The sequence below is a fragment of the Armatimonadota bacterium genome, from assembly GCA_031081585.1.
GTDB classification, from domain to species: Bacteria; Sysuimicrobiota; Sysuimicrobiia; order Sysuimicrobiales; family Humicultoraceae; genus Geohabitans; species Geohabitans tengchongensis.
In genome coordinates this window covers 1-12,323 of record JAVHLY010000027.1, presented here as the reverse complement: position 1 = coordinate 12,323, position 12,323 = coordinate 1, and the positions used below count along the sequence as shown (strand labels likewise).

Genomic DNA, 12,323 nt, shown 5'->3' with positions numbered 1-12,323 from the left:
CGCCATCTCGACACGAACTTATAGTATACGCGCCTGCGCGACGGGCGTCCAGGTGAGGACGTCGGGCCCGTCCGCCCCCACCGCCACGGTGTGCTCGAAGTGGGCGGAGCGGCGGCGGTCCCGCGTCCGCACCGTCCACCCGTCCCGGGCCAGCCGCACCTCGGCCGTCCCCGCGTTCACCATGGGCTCGACGGCCAGCGTCATCCCCCGGCGCAGCCGCAGCCCCGTCCCCGGGGTGCCGTAGTTGGGCACCTGGGGCTCCTCGTGGAGGGCGCGCCCGATCCCGTGCCCGGCGAAGTCCCGCACCACGGCGAACCCGGCCGCTTCCACCACCTGCTGGATGGCGAACCCCAGGTCCCCCAGGGTGCGCCCCTCCCGGGCCTCCCGGATGCCCGCCCACAGCGCCTCCTCCGCCACCGCCAGGAGCCGGGCGGTGAGGCGGTCGATCTCCCCCACCGCCACGGTGCGGGCCACGTCGCCGTGGAACCCGTCCAGCAGCACCCCCAGGTCGATGGAGACGATCGACCCCTCGCGCAGCGGGGTGCGGTCGGGGATCCCGTGGACCACCTCGTCGTCGACCGAGAGGCAGATGGAGGCCGGGAACCCCCGGTAGTGCTTGAAGGAGGGGACCCCGCCGTGGTCGCGGATGAAGGTCTCGGCCAGGCGGTCGAGGGCCTCCCCGGTGATCCCCGGCCGGACCGCCCGCGCCACCTCGTCCAGCGCGGCCGCCGCCAGCTGGCCGGCCCGGCGCATCCGCTCGATCTCCTCCGGCGTCTTCAGGATCACCATGACCCGGCCGGTCTCACTCCCGCCCCCCGGCCGGCAGGCCGGCGTCGGACGGCGCCCGCAGGACCCGCTCCAGGCGGGCGTAGACCTCTTCCACCTCGCCTTCGGCGTCCAGGGCCGCATAGACGCTGCGCGCCCGGTAGAAGTCCACCACCGGGGTGGTCTGCTGGCGGTAGACCTCCACCCGCCGTCGCACCGCCTCGGGCCGGTCGTCCTCCCGCTGGTAGAGCGGGCTCCCGTCGACGTCGCACACGCCGGGGACGCGCGGCGGCCGGAACGCAACGTGGTAGATGTGGCCGGCCGCCCGGCACACCCGGCGCCCGCTCACCCGCTCCACCAGCGTCTCCTCGCGCACCAGGAACTCCACCACCCGGTCGATCCGCCGCCCCTGCCGGGCCAGCGCCCGCTCCAGCGCCTCCGCCTGCGGGATGGTGCGGGGGAAGCCGTCCAGGATAAAGCCCGCACGCGCGTCCGGCTGGGCCAGGCGCTCCTCGACGATGCCGATCATCACCTCGTCGGGCACCAGCTCGCCCGCGTCCATGTAGCGGCGGGCCTCCAGGCCGAGCGGCGTCCCCGCCGCCGCCGCCTCCCGCAGCATGTCCCCCGTGGCGATGTGCGGGATCCCCCAGCGGGCCGCCACGAGGCGCGCCTGGGTCCCCTTGCCGGCGCCGTGCGGGCCGATGACGATGACGTTCACGCGCGGGACCCGGCGGGCACCGCGGGCGGGGCCGTCACCGCATGAACCCTTCGTAGTGGCGCATGAGCACGTAGGCCTCGATCTGCTTCATCGTCTCCAGGGCCACGCCGACGACGATGAGGAGCGAGGTCCCGGCCAGGTAGAAGGTCAGGGCGCCCTGCCCTTGGGAGAGGTAGATGGGGAGGACGGCGATGACGGCCAGGATGAGCGCCCCCACGAAGGTCAGGCGCTCGGTGACGCGCGCCAGGTACTCGCTGGTGGGCCGCCCCGGGCGGATGCCCGGGATGAACCCGCCGTACTTCTTGATGTTGTTGGCGATGTCGTTGGGGTCGAAGGAGACCGCCGTGTAGAAGTACGTGAAGACGATGATCAGCACGAAGTAGAGCAGGTCGCCCAGCCAGAAGCCGGGGAGGATCATCTGGGCGTAGCGGCGCAGCCACTCGTAGGGCGTGAACTGGGCGATGGTCTGGGGGAACTGCAGCACGGAGATGGCGAAGATGATCGGGATCACGCCGGCCTGGATGAGCCGCATGGGCAGGTGGGTGGACTGCCCGCCGTAGACGCGCCGCCCCACCACCCGCTTGGCGTACTGGACGGGGATGCGGCGCACCGCCTGGGTGATGGCCACCACGGCCACGATGGAGACCACCACGATGGCGATGTCCAGGAGGAAGGCGTACCAGGGGATCTCCCCCACGCGGACCAGCGCGATGGTGCGGCCGATGCGGTCGGGCAGGCGGGCCACGATCCCCCCGAAGATGATCAGGGAGACCCCGTTGCCCACCCCGTACTCGGTCATGATCTCCCCCATCCAGGTGAGCAGCATCGTCCCGGCCACCAGCGTGATGACGATGGTCCCCAGCGTCAGCGGCCGGGCGTCCGGGACGGCGCCCTGGCTCCGGATGAGGAAGAGCTGGCCGATGCCCTGCAGCACCGCCAGGACGACGGTGAGGTAGCGGGTGTAGTAGCCCAGCTTGCGCCGCCCCGCCTCCCCCTCCTCCTGCGCCAGCTCCTTCAGGCGGGGGAAGACCACCTGGAGGAGGCTCATGATGATGGAGGCGGTGATGTAGGGGAAGACCCCCAGGGCGAAGAGGGCGAAGTTCGATAGGGCGCCGCCCACGAAGAGGTCGAAGAAGGAGAAGAGGCTGCCCTGCTGGCGGAAGAGGCGCTCCAGCGCCCGCACGTCCACGCCGGGGACGGGCAGGTGGGCGCCCAGGCGGTAGAGCACCAGCATCACCGCCGTGAAGAGGAGCCGTCGGCGCAGGTCGGGGATGCGCAGCGGGTTGCTCAGCGAGCGGACCTGGGCGACCGCCATCAGCGCGCTCCCTCCCGCCGCCGGCCGGCTACCTCCACCCGACCCCCCGCCGCCTCGATGGCGGCGCGCGCGCCTCGGGTCACCCCCGCCACGCGCACCACCAAGGGGTGGGGGAGCGGCCCGCGGCCGATGACGCGCACCGGCCCGCGGTCCACCAGCCCCGCCTCGCGGAGCGCGGCCTCGGTGACCTCACTCCCGGCGGGGAAGCGCGCCAGTGCGCGCACCTGGACTTCGGCCGGCCGCCGCCGCGGTGGGCCGCCGGTCATGACGCTGCCGCCGGCGCGCACCCCGCGGCGGAAGGGCAGGCGCTTGGCCAGGGGCGTCTGGCCGCCCTCGAACCCGGGCCGGGGACCGGACCCGGAGCGGGCGCGCTGCCCCTTGCGGCCGCGCCCGGCGTAGACCCCGCGGCCCGAGCCCAGGCCGCGGCCCACGCGCCGCCGCCGTCGCCGGGCCCCGGGCGCCGGTGTGAGCGTGTCGCTGCGGATCGCCATGATCGCCTCGCTGGTCCTCCCGCGCTACCGTACCAGGGCCTCGCGCCGCCGGCGCGGCACCAGCTCCTCGACGCGCTTGCCGCGGATGGCCGCGACCTCCTCGGGGCGGCGCAGCTCCAGCAGCCCGGCCACGGTGGCCCGGGCCTGGTTGATGGGATTGCTCGAGCCGAGCGACTTCGTCAGGATGTCCTTGATCCCGGCCGCCTCCAGGACGGCGCGCACCGGTCCGCCGGCGATGACCCCGGTCCCCTCGGAGGCGGGCTTGAGCAGCACCCGCGCCGCCCCGTACCGGCCGATGACCTCGTGGGGGATGGTCGTCCCCATGCGCGGGACCTCGAACAGGTGCTTCTTGGCGTCCTCGACCGCCTTGCGGATGGCGTCGGGGACCTCGGCCGCCTTCCCCAGCCCCACCCCGGCGTGCCCCTGCTCGTCCCCCACGACCACCAGCGCGCTGAAGTTGAAGCGCTTCGCCCCCTTGGTGACCTTGGCGACGCGGTTGATCCACACCGTCTTCTCGGTGGTCAGGGTAACGCTCTCCGGGTCGATCCGCCCTCTGGCCATGCCGCCTCCTGTGCCGGGACCTCCAGCGCTAGAACTCCAGCCCGCCCTCGCGGGCCCCTTCGGCGAGCGCCCGCACCCGCCCGTGGTAGAGGTAGCCGCCGCGGTCGAAGACGACCCGGCGGATCCCCTTGGCCTGCGCCCGCCGCGCCACCAGCAGGCCCACCAGGCGGCTGGCCTCGCTCTTGCGCTTGCCCCGCACCTCGCCCCGGATCTCGGGGTCGAGGGTCGAGGCCGCCGCGAGCGTCCGTCCGGTGGTGTCGTCCACCACCTGGGCGTAGATGTGCGCCAGGCTGCGGAAGACCGAGAGCCGGGGGCGCTCCGGCGTCCCGTGCACCCGCTGGCGCACGCGCCGGTGACGTCGCTGGCGCAGCACGTTGCGATCCTGACGCTTGATCATCCTCTGCCACTCCCTGCCGCACCGCCCGTCCCCGGGCCGGTGCCCCTACGCCTTGCCGGCCGCGCGCCCGGCCTTCCCCGGCTTCAGCTTGACGCGCTCGCCCAGGTAGCGGATCCCCTTGCCCTTGTAGGCGTCGGGGGGCCGGACGGCGCGGACCCGCGCGGCCACCTGGCCCACCAGCTCCCGGTCGATGCCGCTCACCACCACCCGGTTGGGGGCGGGGACCTCGAAGGTGATCCCGGGCGGCGGCGCGATCTCCACCGGGTGGGAGAACCCCACCTGCAGGACCAGCCGGTCGCCCTGACGCGCCGCGCGGTAGCCGACGCCGTGGATCTCCAGCTCCACGCGGTAGCCCTCCGTCACCCCGCGCACCATGTTGGCCAGCAAGGCCCGGGTGAGGCCGTGGAGGGCGCGGTGGTGGCGCTGGTCGGTCGGGCGGCGCACGAGCAGCGTCCCGTCCTGCACCTCCACCTGCAGGTCCGGGTGCACCACCCGCTCCAGCGCACCCCGCGGCCCCTGCACCGCCACCCGCTGGCCGGTCACCGTGACCTGGACGCCGGGCGGCAGGGGAATCGGAGCCTTGCCGATGCGTGACATCGCCACCTCCTACCAGACGTAGGCCAGGACCTCGCCCCCGACGCCCTGCCGCCGGGCCTCGCGGTCGGTCATCAGCCCGCGGGAGGTGGAGAGGATGGCCACCCCCAGCCCGCCGCGCACCCGGGGGATCTCGGTGCGGCGCCGGTAGATGCGCAGCCCCGGCCGGCTCACCCGTCGGATGCCGGTCAGCACCGGCTCGCGCTGCGGGCCGTACCGCAGCACGATCCGCAGTACCGGCTGCGGGCGGCGGTCGATCTGCTGGACGTCGGCGATGAACCCCTCCTGCTTGAGGATGCGGGCGATCTCCAGCTTCAGCCGGCTGGCCGGCACGTCCACGAACTCGTGCCGGGCCCGGCTGGCGTTGCGCAGTCGGGTCAGCATGTCTGCGATGGTGTCGGTGACCACTCCGCCCACGGCCCTGCCTCCTCGTCCGCCACGCCCTGCGCGCCTCCTCACCAGCTCGCCTTCACCAGGCCGGGGATCTCGCCCCGGTGGGCCAGCTCGCGCAGGCAGATGCGGCACAGGCCGAAGCGGCGGAAGACCGCCCGGGGCCGCCCGCAGCGCAGGCAGCGCGAGTAGGCCCGCACCCGGAACTTCGGCGTGCGCCGCCACTTGTTCAGCAGTGCCTTCTTGGCCATCCCGCCTCCTCGCCTCCGCCTACGCCGCCCCGGCCGGCGCCGCCTCCCGCAGCGGGAGGCCCAACAGGCGCAGCAGCTCGCGCGCCTCCTCGTCGGTCCGTGCCGTCGTGACGATGGTGATGTCCATCCCCCGGATCCGGTCGACCTTGTCGTAGTCGATCTCCGGGAAGATGAGCTGCTCGCGCACCCCCAGGTTGAGGTTCCCGCGGCCGTCGAAGGCCCGCTCCGAGACGCCCTTGAAGTCCTTGATCCGCGGCAGCGCCACGTTGAAGAGCTTGTCCAGGAACTCGTACATCCGGTCCCCGCGCAGGGTGACCTTGGCCCCGATGGGCATCCCGGCCCGCAGCTTAAAGGCGGCGATGGACTTCCGGGCGCGGGTCACCAGCGGGCGCTGCCCGGTGATGGTGGCCAGCTCCTCCACCGCCTTGTCGATCTGCCGCGGGTCCTGCACCGCCTCCCCGACGCGCATGTTCACCACGACCTTCTCGACGCGGGGCACCTCCATGACGTTGCGGTAGCCGAAGCGCTCGCGCAGCCGGGGGACGACCTCCTGCCGGTACCGGAGCTTCAACCGTGCCGCCATGTCCCTCACCCGATCTGCTCGCCGCAGCGGCGGCAGACCCGCACCTTCACACCCTCGGCGGTCACGGTGTGGCCGAAGCGCACCGCCTCCCCGCAGCGCGGGCAGACGAGCATGACCTTGCTGCTGGGGATCGGCGCCTCCTTCTCCAGGATGCCGCCCTGCGGATGCTTCGGGGAGGGCTTGGCGTGGCGCTTGACCACGTTCACGCCCTCGACGATGATCCGCCCGACGTCCGGGAAGACCTTGAGGACCTTCCCGCGCTTGCCCCGGTACCTGCCGCCCACCACCTCGACCATGTCGCCCCGGCGTACGTGCACGCGGCGGCGGGCCACCGGCGTCGCCATGGCCTCAGAGCACCTCCGGCGCCAGCGAGATGATCTTGGTGAACTGCCGCTCCCGCAGCTCCCGGGCCACCGGACCGAAGATCCGGGTCCCGCGCGGGTTCTGCCCGTCGGGGGTGAGCAGGACGGCGGCGTTGTCGTCGAACCGGATGTAGGAGCCGTCCGGCCGGCGCACCTCCTTGGTCGTGCGCACCACCACCGCCTTCACCACGTCCCCCTTCTTGACGGGGCTGTTGGGGATGGCCTGCTTGACGCTCCCCACGACGACGTCGCCCACCGTGGCGTAGCGCCGCCGCCCCCCGCCGAGCACCCGGATGACCAGGAGCTCGCGGGCTCCCGTGTTGTCCGCCACCTTCAGGCGGCTCTGCTGCTGGATCATCGCTCCGTCCTCCGTCCCTCCTCGGCGCCCGAGCCGGCCGCCCGGCGCCGCGCCGCCCGGCCGGCCGGGACCGGCTCCTCCAGGGCCAGGGCGCCCGCCTCCCCCGCCTCCAGGCGCGCCCGCTCCAGGACCCGCACGATGCGCCAGCGCTTCTCCTTGCTGAGCGGCCGCGTCTCGGCGATGAGGACGACGTCGCCGACCCGGGTCGCGTTCGTCTCGTCGTGCGCTTTGTACCGCCGGACGTGGCGCACCGCCTTCTCGTAGAGCGGGTGGCGCCGGAGCGCCTCCACCTGGACCACTCGGGTCTTGTCCATGCGGTCGCTGACCACGACCCCGGTCAGCTCCTTGCGCCGGTGCGCCCGCTCGGCCATCTACGCCCGCACTCCCTTCTCGGCCAGCACCTGCAGCATGCGGGCCACGTCCCGTCGCAGCTCGCGGATCCGGCCGGTGTTGCGCTGCGGCCCCACCTTGAGGCGCAGCGTGAACAGCTCCTTGCGGGCATCCGCCAGGCGCCGCTGCAGCTCCTCCACCGTCAGCTCGCGCAGCTCCGCGGCGCGCGCCATCACGCCATCACCTCGGGGCGGGTGAGGAACTTCGTCTTGATGGGCAGCTTGTGCCCCGCCAGTGTCATGGCCTCCCGGGCCACCGCCTCCTCCACCCCCGCCAGCTCGAAGATGATCCGGCCGGGCTTCACCACCGCCACCCACAGCTCCGGGTTGCCCTTACCGCCGCCCATGCGGGTCTCCGCCGGCTTCTTCGTCACCGGCTTGTCCGGGAAGACCCGGATCCACAGCTTCCCGCCCCGCTTGATGAAGCGGGTGATGGCCCGCCGGGCCGCCTCGATCTGGGCGCTGGTCAGCCAGGCCGGCTCGAGCGCCTGCAGGGCGTACTCCCCGAAGGCGATGCTCGACCCCGCCGTGGCCACCCCGCGGCGCGTGCCCCGGTGGGCCTTGCGGTACTTGGTCCGCTTCGGCATCAACATGGCCGGCCTACGGCTCCTCCCGGCGGCGCACCGCCACCGGTTCGCTCCGCGAGGGAATGACGGTGGGCTCGCCCGTGCCATTCCCGGCCGGCAGGGCGGGCGCCGGCCGGGGGGGCCGTCGCAGCTCCAGCTCCCCGCGCCGGGGCTCCGGGAGGATGTCCCCCCGGTAGATCCACACCTTGACCCCGATCCGCCCGTAGGTGGTGAGCGCCTCCGCCACCCCGAAGTCGATGTCGGCGCGCAGCGTGTGCAGGGGCACGCGCCCCTCCCGGTACCACTCGTAGCGGGCGATCTCCGCCCCGGCCAGCCGGCCGGAGGCGGCGATGCGGATCCCCTTCGCCCCGGCCCGCAGGCTGCGCTGCACGGCCTGCTTCATGGCCCGCCGGTAGGCGATGCGCCGCTCCAGCTGCTGCGCCACGTTCTCGGCCACCAGCTGGGCCTCGAGCTCCGGCCGGCGGATCTCCTGCACCGAGAGCTGGATGGCCTTGCCGGTCAGGGCCTCCAGCTCCTTCTTCAGGGCCTCGATCCCCGTCCCCCCGCGGCCGATGATGATCCCCGGCCGGGCGGCATGGATGGTCACGCGGACGCGGTTGGCCGCCCGCTCGATCTCGATGCGGGAGATCCCCGCCCGGTGGAGCTTCTGCTTGATGGCCGTCCGGATCTGCTGGTCCTCCTGGATCAGCGGCGCCATGCGCCGGGCGTACCAGCGCGACTCCCAGTCCCGGATGATCCCGACCCGCAGACCGACCGGATGGATCTTCTGCCCCACGCGCACACCTCCGGGGCGCCCGCGCCCCTCAGCGGGCCGGCGCCCGCCGCTCGTCGACCTCCACGGTCACATGGCTGCTGCGGCGGACGATGACGTCCGCCCGCCCCCGCGCCCGCGGCATCAGCCGCTTCAGGGAGGGGCCGGTGTCGGCGTAGGCCCGCGTGACCACCAGGTCGTCGCGGGCCAGCTCGGCGTTGTGCTCGGCGTTGGCCACCGCCGAGCGCAGGACTTTGGCCAGCACCCGCGCGGCGCGCTGGGGCAGCACCTGCAGCCGGGCCTCCGCCTCGCGCACCGGCAGGCCCCGGATGAGCGCCGCCACCCGCTGCACCTTCCGCGGGGAGATGCGCACGTACCTGGCCGTGGCCCGAACGCCCATGGCCCCTACCCCTTCACCGTCGTGGTCCGCTCCGCTCCGCCGCCGGCCCCGTGGCCGCGGAAAGTGCGGGTGGGGGCGAACTCCCCCAGCTTGTGCCCCACCATCTGCTCGGTGATGTAGATGGGCACGTGCTTGCGCCCGTCGTAGACGGCGATGGTGTGCCCCACGAACTCCGGCAGGATGGTGGAGCGCCGGGACCAGGTCTTGATCACCCGCCGCTCCCGGGTGCGGTTCAGCTCCCGCACCTTCTCCAGGAGGTGGGCGTCCACGAACGGCCCCTTCTTCTTCGACCGCCCCATGACGCTAGCCGCCTTGCTTCGTCCGACGCTTCACGATGAACTTGTCGCTGGGCTTGCGCCGGCGGGTCTTCGCCCCCAGCGTCGGCTTCCCCCAGGGGCTGACCGGCCCGGGCATCCCGATGGGGGAGCGCCCTTCGCCGCCCCCGTGGGGGTGGCTGGCCGGGTCCATGGCCACGCCACGCACCGCCGGTCGCCAGCCCAGCCAGCGCTTGCGCCCGGCCTTGCCGAGCTTGATCGCCTCGTGCTCGACGTTGCCCACCTGGCCCACCGTGGCCTTGCACTCCAGGGAGACCAGCCGCACCTCCCCCGAGGGGAGGCGCAGGTGGGCGTAGCCCCCCTCCTTGGCCATCACCTGGGCCCCGCCCCCCGCAGCCCGCACGAGCTGACCGCCGCGGCCCGGCTCCAGCTCGATGTTGTGCACCACCGTCCCCGTGGGGATCTCCCGCAGCGGCAGGGCGTTCCCGGGGCGGATCTCCGCCCCCGGCCCCGACGTGACCTGGTCCCCCACCTGCAGCCCCACCGGGGCGAGGATGTACCGCTTCTCCCCGTCGGCGTAGTGGAGCAGGGCGATCCGCGCGGAGCGGTTCGGGTCGTACTCGATGGCGGCGACGCGGGCGGGGACGCCGTCCTTGTCCCGCTTGAAGTCGATCACGCGGTACAGTCGCTTGTGGCCCCCGCCGCGGTGGCGCACCGTCACCTTGCCCTGGGTGTTGCGCCCGGCCCGCTGCCGCAGCGGCTCCACCAGCGTCCGCTCGGGCTCGGTCTTCGTGATCTCCTCGAACGTCGAGACGGTCATGAACCGCCGCCCCGGCGTCGTCGGCTTGAACTTCTTGACGGCCATCGTCGCGCTCCTCGCGTGCTCCGACGAATCTCTCGCACCCGGCAGGGCCTGCCACCCCCGACTTCGTCGGGGCGGCGACTCAGGTCAGGCTCTCCAGGTCGATCTTCTCCCCTGGCGCCAGCGTGACCACCGCCTTCCGCCGCCCCGGCGCCCGGTAGACGTGCTGCCCGCGGCGCTTCTGCCGCCCGGGCAGGTTCACCACGTTCACTCGCACGACCCGCACGTTGAAGAGGCGCTCCACCGCCTGCCGGATGGCGATCTTGTCGGCCCCCGGGGCCACCTCAAAGGTGTACTTGCCGAGCTCGGTGCCCCGCAGGCTCTTCTCCGTCAGGATGGGCCGCCGGATGATCTCCCGCGCCTCAGCGGCCATCGGGCTCCCCTCCCCACAGCGCCGCCACGGCGCCCAGCGCCTCCCGGGTGAGGAGCACGTCCGGGTGCGTCACTAGGTCGTGCACGTTGAGCGTGCGCGCCGTCAGCACCGTTACCCCGGGGAGGTTGGCCGCGGCCCGCACCACGATGGGGTCGTGGCGCTCGGTCACCAGCAGGACCTTGCGGCCGGCCAGCCCCAGGCGCTCCAGGAACCCGGCCAGCTCCCGCGTCCGCCCCCCGGCCAGGGGGAGCCCGTCCACCACGGTCAGGCGTCCCTCCCGCGCCCGGTCGGCCAGGACCGACCGCACCGCCAGCCGGCGCACCCGCCGCGGCAGCGGGTAGGCGTAGTCGCGCGGCTTCGGCCCGAAGGTGATCCCGCCGCCCACCCACAGCGGCGAGCGGCGGCTGCCGTGCCGCGCCCGCCCGGTCCCCTTCTGCCGCCAGGGCTTGCGGCCGCCGCCACGCACCTCGCCGCGCGTGCGGGTGCTGTGCGTCCCCAGGCGCCGCCGGGCCAGCTGCCAGGTGAGGACCTCGTGGACCACCGGCACGTTCGGGGTGATGCCGAAGACCGCCTCCGGGAGCTCCACCTCGCCCTGCCGCGTCCCGGTGGCGTCGTAGAGCGCTGCCCTGACCATCACCGCTGCTCCCGGCCGCGGGCCGCCCGCGCTCCGGGCTCCGCGGCCGCCCGGATCACCAGGAGGCTCCCCCGTACCCCGGGCACGGCGCCGCGCAGGTAGAGGAGGTGCCGCTCGGGGTCCACCTTCTCCACGCGCAGGCCCCGCACGGTCACGCGCTCCCCGCCGAACCGTCCCGGCATGCGCTTGCCGGGCCAGACGCGGCCGACGTCGGAGGAGCCGATCGACCCCACGGCGCGGTGCATGAGCGAGACGCCGTGGGAGTCGCGCTGCCCGGCGAAGCCGTGGCGCTTCATCGCCCCGGCGAAGCCGCGGCCGCGGCTCGTCCCGGTGACGTCCACGCGCTGACCGGGCGTGAAGACCTCCACGGTCACCACCTGCCCCGGCCGAACCTCCCCCGCCGGACCCCGCACCTCCCGGAGGACGCGCTGCGGCGGCACCTTCGCCCGGGCGAAGACGCCGCGCAGCGGCCGGGGGAGGCGGCGTTCCCGCGCGGCGCCGAAGCCCAGCTGGACCGCCTCGTAGCCGTCGCGCTCGACGGTCTTCACGTCGACGACGACGGCCGGACCCGCCTCCACCAGGGTCACGGGGATGCGCGTACCCCGCTCGTCGAAGAGCTCGGTCATGCCCAGTTTCCGTCCCAGGATCGCTGTCACAGCCTCCGTCCTCGCCCCTGGTGCTCCCGCACACGCGTTCACCATGCGAACGCGTATGGACTAGAGCTTGATCTCGATGTCCACCCCCGCCGGCAGGTCCAGGTGCATCAGGGCGTCCACCGTCTTCTGGGTGGGTTCGAGGATGTCGATGAGCCGCTTGTGCGTACGCAGCTCGAAGTGCTCCATCGACTCCTTGTCGATGTGCGGCCCCCGGATGACGGTGTAGACGCTCCGGTCGGTGGGCAGCGGCACCGGCCCGCTGATCCGCGCCCCGGTGCGGCGGACGGTCTCCACGATCTTCTCCGCCGACTGGTCGAGGACGCGGTGGTCGAAGGCCTTGAGCTTGATGCGGATCCGCTGCTTCATCTTGTTCCCGCCACCCGCCCCCAACCGCCTTCCAGGTCGCTGACGCGACGGCCCGCCGACGCGGCCGTTCCCGCCACCCGCCCCCGCCTCACTCCAGCACCTGGGTGACCACCCCGGCCCCCACCGTCCGCCCCCCCTCCCGGATCGCGAACCGCAGCCCCTCCTCCAGCGCCACCGGCGTGATCAGCCCCACCTCCAGGTTCACGTTGTCCCCCGGCATCACCATCTCCACCCCGTCCGGCAGC

General features: G+C 73.6%; 22 protein-coding genes and 2 pseudogenes. All 24 read right to left on the bottom strand.

What is annotated here, in order from left to right:
* Positions 1-18: 18 nt before the first annotated feature.
* A complete protein-coding gene (map, locus tag RB146_10880; protein MDQ7829477.1) occupies positions 19-789 on the bottom strand; it encodes a type I methionyl aminopeptidase in 771 nt (256 codons plus the stop codon).
* A 13-nt stretch (positions 790-802) separates the two neighbouring features.
* Positions 803-1,483 (bottom strand): adenylate kinase, encoded by a 681-nt coding sequence (locus RB146_10875; GenBank protein ID MDQ7829476.1) that lies wholly within the window; start codon positions 1,481-1,483, stop codon positions 803-805.
* A gap of 34 nt (positions 1,484-1,517) precedes the next feature.
* Positions 1,518-2,798, bottom strand: a complete 1,281-nt coding sequence (gene secY, locus RB146_10870; GenBank protein MDQ7829475.1) for a preprotein translocase subunit SecY — start codon at positions 2,796-2,798, stop codon at positions 1,518-1,520.
* Positions 2,798-3,289 carry a 50S ribosomal protein L15 gene (rplO, locus tag RB146_10865; GenBank protein ID MDQ7829474.1) on the bottom strand — a complete coding sequence of 164 codons (492 nt, stop codon included), beginning with the start codon at positions 3,287-3,289 and terminating at the stop codon, positions 2,798-2,800. Before rplO ends, secY begins: the two co-directional genes overlap by 1 nt.
* A gap of 24 nt (positions 3,290-3,313) precedes the next feature.
* On the bottom strand, positions 3,314-3,850 hold the full coding sequence (gene rpsE / locus RB146_10860) for a 30S ribosomal protein S5 (GenBank protein ID MDQ7829473.1): 537 nt from the start codon (positions 3,848-3,850) through the stop codon (positions 3,314-3,316).
* Positions 3,851-3,878: 28 nt separating this feature from the next.
* Entirely contained in the window at positions 3,879-4,247 is a 369-nt protein-coding gene (rplR, locus tag RB146_10855) for a 50S ribosomal protein L18 (protein ID MDQ7829472.1), read from the bottom strand.
* Positions 4,248-4,292: 45 nt separating this feature from the next.
* Positions 4,293-4,844, bottom strand: a complete 552-nt coding sequence (gene rplF / locus RB146_10850) for a 50S ribosomal protein L6 (GenBank protein MDQ7829471.1) — start codon at positions 4,842-4,844, stop codon at positions 4,293-4,295.
* A 9-nt stretch (positions 4,845-4,853) separates the two neighbouring features.
* Complete coding sequence (rpsH, locus tag RB146_10845; GenBank protein MDQ7829470.1) at positions 4,854-5,249, bottom strand: 30S ribosomal protein S8; 396 nt, start codon at positions 5,247-5,249, stop codon at positions 4,854-4,856.
* 47 nt (positions 5,250-5,296) lie between these two features.
* The gene (locus RB146_10840) at positions 5,297-5,482 is read right to left on the bottom strand and encodes a type Z 30S ribosomal protein S14 (protein ID MDQ7829469.1); all 186 of its coding nucleotides are present in this window, start codon (positions 5,480-5,482) and stop codon (positions 5,297-5,299) included.
* A 19-nt stretch (positions 5,483-5,501) separates the two neighbouring features.
* Entirely contained in the window at positions 5,502-6,065 is a 564-nt protein-coding gene (gene rplE / locus RB146_10835; GenBank protein ID MDQ7829468.1) for a 50S ribosomal protein L5, read from the bottom strand.
* Between the two features lie 5 nt (positions 6,066-6,070).
* Positions 6,071-6,409: a 50S ribosomal protein L24 gene (gene rplX / locus RB146_10830; protein ID MDQ7829467.1), complete on the bottom strand. Its 339-nt coding sequence runs from the start codon at positions 6,407-6,409 to the stop codon at positions 6,071-6,073.
* A 4-nt stretch (positions 6,410-6,413) separates the two neighbouring features.
* On the bottom strand, positions 6,414-6,785 hold the full coding sequence (gene rplN / locus RB146_10825) for a 50S ribosomal protein L14 (GenBank protein MDQ7829466.1): 372 nt from the start codon (positions 6,783-6,785) through the stop codon (positions 6,414-6,416).
* Positions 6,786-6,898: 113 nt separating this feature from the next.
* Positions 6,899-7,156, bottom strand: a pseudogene (gene rpsQ, locus RB146_10820) (30S ribosomal protein S17).
* The gene (gene rpmC, locus RB146_10815) at positions 7,157-7,348 is read right to left on the bottom strand and encodes a 50S ribosomal protein L29 (protein MDQ7829465.1); all 192 of its coding nucleotides are present in this window, start codon (positions 7,346-7,348) and stop codon (positions 7,157-7,159) included.
* Complete coding sequence (gene rplP / locus RB146_10810; protein ID MDQ7829464.1) at positions 7,348-7,767, bottom strand: 50S ribosomal protein L16; 420 nt, start codon at positions 7,765-7,767, stop codon at positions 7,348-7,350. The genes rpmC and rplP overlap by 1 nt, the downstream gene beginning before the upstream one ends.
* Before the next feature lie 136 nt (positions 7,768-7,903).
* Positions 7,904-8,536 (bottom strand): annotated as a pseudogene (rpsC, locus tag RB146_10805) (30S ribosomal protein S3).
* A 28-nt stretch (positions 8,537-8,564) separates the two neighbouring features.
* Positions 8,565-8,912: a 50S ribosomal protein L22 gene (rplV, locus tag RB146_10800; GenBank protein ID MDQ7829463.1), complete on the bottom strand. Its 348-nt coding sequence runs from the start codon at positions 8,910-8,912 to the stop codon at positions 8,565-8,567.
* A 5-nt stretch (positions 8,913-8,917) separates the two neighbouring features.
* Positions 8,918-9,211, bottom strand: coding sequence for a 30S ribosomal protein S19 (rpsS, locus tag RB146_10795; GenBank protein ID MDQ7829462.1), 294 nt, complete (start codon positions 9,209-9,211; stop codon positions 8,918-8,920).
* A 4-nt stretch (positions 9,212-9,215) separates the two neighbouring features.
* Entirely contained in the window at positions 9,216-10,052 is an 837-nt protein-coding gene (rplB, locus tag RB146_10790) for a 50S ribosomal protein L2 (protein ID MDQ7829461.1), read from the bottom strand.
* Positions 10,053-10,131: 79 nt separating this feature from the next.
* Positions 10,132-10,422, bottom strand: coding sequence for a 50S ribosomal protein L23 (rplW, locus tag RB146_10785; protein MDQ7829460.1), 291 nt, complete (start codon positions 10,420-10,422; stop codon positions 10,132-10,134).
* Positions 10,412-11,056, bottom strand: a complete 645-nt coding sequence (gene rplD, locus RB146_10780) for a 50S ribosomal protein L4 (protein MDQ7829459.1) — start codon at positions 11,054-11,056, stop codon at positions 10,412-10,414. Before rplD ends, rplW begins: the two co-directional genes overlap by 11 nt.
* The gene (gene rplC / locus RB146_10775) at positions 11,056-11,757 is read right to left on the bottom strand and encodes a 50S ribosomal protein L3 (protein MDQ7829458.1); all 702 of its coding nucleotides are present in this window, start codon (positions 11,755-11,757) and stop codon (positions 11,056-11,058) included. The genes rplD and rplC overlap by 1 nt, the downstream gene beginning before the upstream one ends.
* A gap of 15 nt (positions 11,758-11,772) precedes the next feature.
* Positions 11,773-12,078, bottom strand: a complete 306-nt coding sequence (gene rpsJ / locus RB146_10770) for a 30S ribosomal protein S10 (GenBank protein ID MDQ7829457.1) — start codon at positions 12,076-12,078, stop codon at positions 11,773-11,775.
* An 88-nt stretch (positions 12,079-12,166) separates the two neighbouring features.
* Positions 12,167-12,323 (bottom strand): elongation factor Tu (gene tuf, locus RB146_10765; GenBank protein ID MDQ7829456.1); only part of this gene is annotated, 157 nt, incomplete at its 5' end.

Bases quoted from the DNA above. Each gene is read 5' to 3' on its own strand.
- rplB (MDQ7829461.1), bottom strand. From the start codon at position 10,052: ATGGCCGTCAAGAAGTTCAAGCCGACGACGCCGGGGCGGCGGTTCATG.
- rplP (MDQ7829464.1), bottom strand. From the start codon at position 7,767: ATGTTGATGCCGAAGCGGACCAAGTACCGCAAGGCCCACCGGGGCACG.
- rplX (MDQ7829467.1), bottom strand. From the start codon at position 6,409: ATGGCGACGCCGGTGGCCCGCCGCCGCGTGCACGTACGCCGGGGCGAC.
- rplC (MDQ7829458.1), bottom strand. From the start codon at position 11,757: ATGGTGAACGCGTGTGCGGGAGCACCAGGGGCGAGGACGGAGGCTGTG.
- rpsE (MDQ7829473.1), bottom strand. From the start codon at position 3,850: ATGGCCAGAGGGCGGATCGACCCGGAGAGCGTTACCCTGACCACCGAG.
- secY (MDQ7829475.1), bottom strand. From the start codon at position 2,798: ATGGCGGTCGCCCAGGTCCGCTCGCTGAGCAACCCGCTGCGCATCCCC.
- rplE (MDQ7829468.1), bottom strand. From the start codon at position 6,065: ATGGCGGCACGGTTGAAGCTCCGGTACCGGCAGGAGGTCGTCCCCCGG.
- rplF (MDQ7829471.1), bottom strand. From the start codon at position 4,844: ATGTCACGCATCGGCAAGGCTCCGATTCCCCTGCCGCCCGGCGTCCAG.
- rplN (MDQ7829466.1), bottom strand. From the start codon at position 6,785: ATGATCCAGCAGCAGAGCCGCCTGAAGGTGGCGGACAACACGGGAGCC.
- rplO (MDQ7829474.1), bottom strand. From the start codon at position 3,289: ATGGCGATCCGCAGCGACACGCTCACACCGGCGCCCGGGGCCCGGCGA.
- rplW (MDQ7829460.1), bottom strand. From the start codon at position 10,422: ATGGCCGCTGAGGCGCGGGAGATCATCCGGCGGCCCATCCTGACGGAG.
- rplR (MDQ7829472.1), bottom strand. From the start codon at position 4,247: ATGATCAAGCGTCAGGATCGCAACGTGCTGCGCCAGCGACGTCACCGG.
- rpmC (MDQ7829465.1), bottom strand. From the start codon at position 7,348: ATGGCGCGCGCCGCGGAGCTGCGCGAGCTGACGGTGGAGGAGCTGCAG.
- RB146_10840 (MDQ7829469.1), bottom strand. From the start codon at position 5,482: ATGGCCAAGAAGGCACTGCTGAACAAGTGGCGGCGCACGCCGAAGTTC.
- rpsS (MDQ7829462.1), bottom strand. From the start codon at position 9,211: ATGGGGCGGTCGAAGAAGAAGGGGCCGTTCGTGGACGCCCACCTCCTG.
- rplV (MDQ7829463.1), bottom strand. From the start codon at position 8,912: ATGGGCGTTCGGGCCACGGCCAGGTACGTGCGCATCTCCCCGCGGAAG.
- rplD (MDQ7829459.1), bottom strand. From the start codon at position 11,056: ATGGTCAGGGCAGCGCTCTACGACGCCACCGGGACGCGGCAGGGCGAG.
- map (MDQ7829477.1), bottom strand. From the start codon at position 789: ATGGTGATCCTGAAGACGCCGGAGGAGATCGAGCGGATGCGCCGGGCC.
- rpsJ (MDQ7829457.1), bottom strand. From the start codon at position 12,078: ATGAAGCAGCGGATCCGCATCAAGCTCAAGGCCTTCGACCACCGCGTC.